Origin of the sequence: Piscinibacter sp. (assembly GCF_050175855.1) — a bacterium.
Taxonomy (GTDB): Bacteria; Pseudomonadota; Gammaproteobacteria; order Burkholderiales; family Burkholderiaceae_C; genus Piscinibacter.
In genome coordinates this window covers 1-6,058 of sequence record NZ_JBFXIO010000321.1, presented here as the reverse complement: position 1 = coordinate 6,058, position 6,058 = coordinate 1, and the positions used below count along the sequence as shown (strand labels likewise).

Below are 6,058 nucleotides of genomic sequence, written 5' to 3'. Positions count from 1 at the left end.
CTCCACCCTGCCCCCCTCACCCACCCGCCCATCCAGGAGCTCCTCGATGACCTCGGCCAGCCCAGGCCGCTTGCATGGCCAGGACTCGCCACGCCGCCAGAACTGGGCCGGCAAGTCGCCCCAGCAGGTGCTGGCCATGTACCCGCCGGGCAGGACGCCCGTGAACCGGGTGGTGGACGTGCTGATCGAGCTGTTCAACCCGCTGCACACCGCGCTGGAGAAGACCGTGTCGCACAAGACGCGCTACGAGCGCGCCCACTTCCTGCGACGCTTCTTCCGCGAACTGCACACCGACGCCGGCTTCAAGCTGGCGCCCGATCCCCGCAACCTGGGACAGCGGCATGTCCAGGCGATGGTGAAGGTCTGGCAGCGACGGAAGCTTTCGCCGGGGACGATCCAGACCTACCTGAGCTTCCTGCGCGGCCTGGCGATGTGGCTCAACAAGCCGGGCTTCATCCGCAGGCCCGAGCACTACGGCCTGACGCCTGACGAATACGAGCGCCACGAGAACGCCCAGCGCGACAAGAGCTGGAGCGGCAACGGCATCGACGTGGAGGCCTTGCTGGCCCAGGTCTCTGCCTACGATGCCCGCATCGGCGCGTCGATGCGCCTGATGGTGAAGGTCGGCCTGCGGCGCAAGGAGTCGGTGATGTGCCGCCCCTACGCCCACGTGCATCCGTTCGAGGAGACAGGCCTGCCCGACGAGCAACGGGAGGCGGATCGGTATCTGTGGACGAAGGGCAAGGGAGGCCGTGCGCGCTGGCTGCCGCTGGCCACCGAGGAGCAGCAGTCGGCCATCGCGCATGCCCGCAGCGTGGTCAGCGGCCATGACGCACACATGGGGGCGCCGGATCGGGACCTGAAGTCCAACCTCCGTCGCCTGGACTATGCGCTGCGCAAGTTCGGCCTCACGAAGCGCAAGAGCGGCACCACCGGGCACGGGGCGCGGCACGACCACCTTCAAGGCCAGTATCAGGACACGACGGGCACGCCCGCGCCGGTGCGTGGCGGTGGGCCTGTCGATCAGGACCTCGACCGCCAGGCGCGGCTGCGTGTGGCCCGCATCGCGGGCCATGCCCGCCTGCGCTCGGCCGGCGCCTATTTAGGTTCGTCCGCGGTTATGCGCAGCAAGGGCCGCAAGCCGAGCGATCCACCTATGACGTAGGCCGTCGCGACCGCGCATAACGCTTCCAAGATCGTCCTCCCCGGTGGCCGCTGTGGCCGCCGTCAACGAGGAGACGATCATGGATTCGCTCAACTCCAATGGGCCCGGCGCGCTGGCGCTGGAGCCGCTCTGCCAAGGCGCTGCGCAGGAACTGCTGATGCGCAGCTACACCATCCGCACCGTCAATCGCTACAAGCGGGTGTGGAAGCAGCTGGCCGACTTCGTCCGCGCCCAGGGCCTGCCTGCCGAGTACACGCGTGAACTGGCCCTGCGTTTCGAGCAGGCGTACGGCGTTCGCGACGGGGAGGTGCTCAAGCTCGGCCAACAGTGGCGGCGGCACCTGGTCTTCGGCATCAAGGTGCTCGACGACTTCGCGCGCACCGGCACCATCAGCCGCTTCGTAGTCGAGACCACCGGGCTTCGAGTACCGGCGGGCATGCACAAGCCCCTGCGGGAGTACGAGCAATACGCCAGGGAGCGGCGGCATCTTCGGCCCACCAGCCTGGCCGAGCGGATGCACAACATCGCGGTCTTCCTGGACTTCCTGCGCACTCGCGGCCTGGAGACGCTGGACGCCCTGCAGGCCGAACACCTCAGCGCCTTCGTTCAGACCCGTACGGACTGGAAGCCGAGGACCGTAGCGTGCGTCTCGTCCAGCGTGAGGCTGTTCCTGCAGTTTCTCTTCATGCGCGGCGCCCTGCCGCGCGACCTCAGCGCTGCCATCCCAACCGTTCGACTGGCCAGCAATGCCAAGGTGCCGTCGGCGTGGGAGCCAGAACTGGTCGAGCGGCTGCTTGCTGCCGTCGATCGCAGCTCGCCGAAGGGCCGGCGTGACTACGCCATCTTGATGCTCGCCTCGCGCTTGGGTCTTCGCCTGGGCGACATCAAGCGCTTGACGCTCGATCAATTGCACTGGACCACGTCCACCATCGAGATCGTGCAGAACAAGACGGGGGAGCCGCTGGTGCTGCCGCTGATCGAGGAGGTCGGCGCCGCACTCATCGACTACCTGCGAGCTGGGCGACCGCCGGTCGAGCACCGGCATCTGTTCACCAACCTGACGCCACCGTTCTCGCCGATCTGCCAGAACGACCGGCTCCACCGCGTCGTGGCGTACTGGCGGGAACTGGCCGGGATCAAGTTCAAGACCCCGCAGCGTCAGGGACTGCACTCGCTGCGCCATACGTTGGCCACCCGGCTGCTCGGGGCGCAGACGCCGTTTCCCGTCATCTCGGCCGTTCTGGGGCATGCCTCGCCGGCAACGACCTTCATCTATGCCAAGGCCGACGTGGAGACCCTGCGCATCGCGGCCATCGATCCGGAGGAGGTGTTCCATGGCCACGCCTCGTAAGCCCGTGACATTCACCGGCAGCAGCCCCCTGGCTCCGCTGATGGCGCAATACGTTCAGGAGAAGCGAGCCTGTGGCTATCGCTTCAACCCCGCCGCATCCAGCCTGCGCCGACTCGACGCCCACCTGTGCAGCCAAGGCTTGCAGCAAGTCGAGTTGCCCAAGGCCGCGACCGCATCCTGGCTGGCCAAGCAGCCGCACGAGACCGGCAAGACCCAGCGCGCACGGGTCAACCTGGTTCGCAACTTCGCCTTGTTCATGCGCCGACTGGACCTTCCTGCCGACGTGCCTGATCACGCCGTGGGCGCCAAGGATTCGAGGCCATTCCTGGCGCGCGTGTTGACGCACGGGGAAGTGCGCCGCTTGCTCGAAGCCGCCGACCGGATCGAGCCGATGGCGTCGACTCACCTGCGCCACATCGTGCTGCCGGAGCTGCTGCGCGTGCTGTACGGATGCGGCCTGCGTCTCGAAGAGGCTCTGCGCCTGCGCATGCGCGACGTCGACCTAGTCCAGGGGGTGCTGCGCATCAACGACACCAAGTTCCGCAAGGACCGCCTGGTGCCGCCGGCCCGGCCCCTGGTCGTTCGTCTGCAGAAGTACGCGGCCGCGCTGGGGCCTCGTTCGGACGACGAGTACTTCTTCCCATCGCCTCGCGGCGGCCGGCTGGACGGCGGTGGCGTGTACCGCAATTTCAGGGAACTGCTGCACCGATGCGGCATCGGCCACGGCGGCCGCGGCGAAGGGCCTCGACTTCACGACCTGCGCCACACCTTCGCGGTACATACCCTGCTGCGCTGGTACCGCGAGGGTGCCGATCTGCAGCCCAGGATGCCGGTGCTGGCGACCTACCTCGGGCACGCCTCGATCGACGGCACCCAGGACTACCTGCAGATGACCGCCGAGCTGCATCCGGAGATCGTCTCGCGGTCGGACGCGGCCTACAGCGACGTCATTCCACCCAGGCCCTGGAGGTCGTCATGAAGCCGACCGACCTCTCCTTGCACGTGACGAACTACCTCACGCGCTACCTCGCCGGCCAGCGCAACCTGAGCCCGAACACGATCAAGGCCTACCGCGATGTGTTCACGCTGCTCCTGCGCTTTGGCCGCGACGGACGCGGCATTGCCGTCGAGCGCCTCTGCCTGGCCGACATCGACGTGACCTTCGTCGAGGCCTTCCTCGATCACCTGTCGCAGGAGCGGAAGTGTTCAATCCGCACACAGAACCAGCGGCTGGCCGTGCTGCACGCATTCTTCCGCTACGTGCAGTCGGAGGTGCCCGAGCGGATGCTGCAGTGCCAGAAGATCATGGCGATGCCGCTGCGGCGCCATGTCCAGGTGCCGGTGGCCTACATGTCCAAGGACGAGCTGACTCAGGTGCTGGCGCATCCCGATCCGACCACGCCGGCCGGGCGGCGCGACGCGGTGATGCTCAGCGTGCTGTACGACACCGGCGCCCGGGCGCAGGAGTTGATCGACCTGAACGCCCACGATGTGCGTTTGACAACGCCGGCCCAGGTCAGGTTGCTGGGCAAGGGGCGCAAGGTTCGCGTGGTGCCTTTGATGGACGCCACGGCTCGGCTGTTGCGTGAACACCTGCGGGAGAACGATCTCGATCGGCCCGAGCGAGGCCACCTGCCGGTGTTCCAGAACCGCCAGGGCGGGCGCTTGTCGCGGTCGGGCCTGCGGTACCTTCTGCACTGCCACGTGCAGGCCGCCCGGTCGGCCGTGCCCGGCTTCACGCAGAAGATCAGCCCCCACAGCATGCGGCACACCAAGGGCATGCACCTGCTGCAGAGCGGCGTGTCGCTGGAGATGATCCGCGACTTCCTCGGGCACGTGGATGTGAAGACGACGCAGATCTACGCCCGGGCGAACCTGGAGATGAAGCGGCGCGCTTTGGAGAAGGTGGCCGGCGAGTCGCCGTCGCCAGCGTTGCCATCCTGGCAGCAGAGCAAGTCTCTGCTCGACTGGTTGCGCTCGCTATAGCCGCGCAGAGTAGCTTGTCAGTCGGCGGCCAGGGCATGGATGATCGGGCAACTGCCCGTGGCCGCCCCCGTATCGCATTGGCGCAGCAGCGCCAACAAGGCCTTGCGCATCGCCTTCAGGTCGGCGAGCTTCTCTTCGATGACCTGCAACTTGTGCCCGGCAAGCTCGCGTGTTTCAGCACAGGCGCAGGCCTCGTCCAGCTCCAGCATGCTGGCGACTTCCTCCAGCGTGAAGCCCAGCACCTGCGCGCGCTTGATGAACCGTACACGCTTGATCGCCGCCGGGCCATAGCGGCGATGTCCGCTCGCCGGTTTGTCCGGTTCAGCCATCAAGCCGCGGCGCTGGTAGTACCGGATCGTCTCGACGTTCACGCCGGCCTCGTCGGCCAATCGCCCTATCGTCAGCTCGCTTGTCATCTGGACCCCTTGACTCCGTACCATGGTACGGACTCTAGACTTTCCGACATCAAACAAGTTCACCCGGTGTATGGCCACGTTCAAAGCAAGAGGTTCACTGCTCGCCGGCGCGTTGGCCGCCGTCGGCGCGTCGGTGTGCTGCGTCGGTCCGCTCGTGCTTTTGACGCTGGGCATCGGCGGTGCGTGGATCTCCAACCTGACGGCGCTGGAGCCTTTGAGGCCCTGGTTCATCGCTGCGACGCTGCTGTTCCTGGGTCTGGCGTTCCGGCGTCTGTACCTGCAGCCACGGGTCTGCGAGCTCGGCGCGGCGTGTGCCGAGCCGATCGTCCTCAAGCGGCAGCGGCTGATCTTCTGGCTGGTGACGCTGGGGCTGCTCGCGTTGTTGTCGGTGCCCTGGTTGGCGCCATTCTTTCTGTGAAGGACCTACCCATGCGCCATTTGATTGCCGCAGCACTCGTCATGCTGATGCCCTTGGCTTCGCTGGCTGCGCCGCCGCAGACCGCCGTGCTCGACGTGCAGAACATGACCTGCGGGCTGTGCCCGGTCACGGTGAAGAAGTCACTCGAGAAGGTGGCCGGTGTGAGCCAGGCTCAGATCGACTTCGCGAAGAAGACGGCCACCGTCACGTTTGACGCCGACAAGACCAACGCAACGGCACTGGCGAAGGCCACGACGGATGCTGGCTTCCCCTCGACGGTGAGGAAGTGATCATGGCTGACCCGGAACTGGAATCGGTGCTGACATGCCCGGCGTGCGGCCACGCCAAGCGTGAGGTGATGCCGACCGACGCGTGCCAGTTCTTCTACGAGTGCGAGCACTGCAAGACCGTGCTGCGGCCGACGGCCGGCGACTGTTGCGTGTTCTGTTCCTACGGCTCGGTCAAGTGTCCGCCCGTGCAGATGCAGCGCGGGTGCTCGAGCTGTAGCGCCTGAAGGCCACGACCCGCGCGGCAGTACTTCACCCGCGCCGGCGGGGCTGCGCGCACGACATCAGCCGGCCGGCGTCTGGGTAGGCCGGCTGAATGCGCTTGGATGGCTCCTACACCCGGACCGTCCCGCGTAGATCAGCGGAGTGATGTTGTGTCGGACGCGACGTCTCGGAGGGCGGGCGTGAGCGCAGGGGGCTGTCTGCGGGTAACAG

At 66.9% G+C, this 6,058-nt stretch carries 6 protein-coding genes and 1 pseudogene; 6 read left to right on the top strand and 1 reads right to left on the bottom strand.

The annotated features are described in order from the left end of the window. Positions 1–46: 46 nt before the first annotated feature. The 4 genes from AB7U92_RS20185 to AB7U92_RS20170 all read left to right on the top strand — a co-directional run bounded on the left by AB7U92_RS20185 (position 47) and on the right by AB7U92_RS20170 (position 4,502). Positions 47–1,165, top strand: a complete 1,119-nt coding sequence (locus AB7U92_RS20185) for a phage integrase N-terminal domain-containing protein (RefSeq protein ID WP_428581149.1) — start codon at positions 47–49, stop codon at positions 1,163–1,165. Between the two features lie 199 nt (positions 1,166–1,364). Further along, the gene (locus AB7U92_RS20180) at positions 1,365–2,516 is read left to right on the top strand and encodes a site-specific integrase (protein ID WP_428581146.1); all 1,152 of its coding nucleotides are present in this window, start codon (positions 1,365–1,367) and stop codon (positions 2,514–2,516) included. After that, entirely contained in the window at positions 2,500–3,495 is a 996-nt protein-coding gene (locus AB7U92_RS20175; protein WP_425259227.1) for a tyrosine-type recombinase/integrase, read from the top strand. The genes AB7U92_RS20180 and AB7U92_RS20175 overlap by 17 nt, the downstream gene beginning before the upstream one ends. Beyond that, the gene (locus AB7U92_RS20170; RefSeq protein ID WP_428581143.1) at positions 3,492–4,502 is read left to right on the top strand and encodes a tyrosine-type recombinase/integrase; all 1,011 of its coding nucleotides are present in this window, start codon (positions 3,492–3,494) and stop codon (positions 4,500–4,502) included. The genes AB7U92_RS20175 and AB7U92_RS20170 overlap by 4 nt, the downstream gene beginning before the upstream one ends. A gap of 17 nt (positions 4,503–4,519) precedes the next feature. On the opposite strand, the gene merR is transcribed toward AB7U92_RS20170, so the two are convergent. Next, positions 4,520–4,891 (bottom strand): Hg(II)-responsive transcriptional regulator, encoded by a 372-nt coding sequence (gene merR, locus AB7U92_RS20165; protein ID WP_428581140.1) that lies wholly within the window; start codon positions 4,889–4,891, stop codon positions 4,520–4,522. A 97-nt stretch (positions 4,892–4,988) separates the two neighbouring features. Here merR and merP point away from each other — a divergent pair. Both merP and AB7U92_RS20155 read left to right on the top strand, forming a co-directional pair. Then, positions 4,989–5,626: pseudogene (gene merP, locus AB7U92_RS20160) on the top strand (mercury resistance system periplasmic binding protein MerP). A gap of 2 nt (positions 5,627–5,628) precedes the next feature. Then, positions 5,629–5,850, top strand: coding sequence for a GDCCVxC domain-containing (seleno)protein (locus AB7U92_RS20155; RefSeq protein WP_425259221.1), 222 nt, complete (start codon positions 5,629–5,631; stop codon positions 5,848–5,850). The last annotated feature ends 208 nt before the right edge of the window (positions 5,851–6,058 follow it).

What these genes read in the sequence shown, in the direction of transcription:
- AB7U92_RS20170 (WP_428581143.1), top strand. Translation starts at nt 3,492, where the DNA reads ATGAAGCCGACCGACCTCTCCTTGCACGTGACGAACTACCTCACGCGC.
- AB7U92_RS20155 (WP_425259221.1), top strand. Translation starts at nt 5,629, where the DNA reads ATGGCTGACCCGGAACTGGAATCGGTGCTGACATGCCCGGCGTGCGGC.
- AB7U92_RS20175 (WP_425259227.1), top strand. Translation starts at nt 2,500, where the DNA reads ATGGCCACGCCTCGTAAGCCCGTGACATTCACCGGCAGCAGCCCCCTG.
- AB7U92_RS20185 (WP_428581149.1), top strand. Translation starts at nt 47, where the DNA reads ATGACCTCGGCCAGCCCAGGCCGCTTGCATGGCCAGGACTCGCCACGC.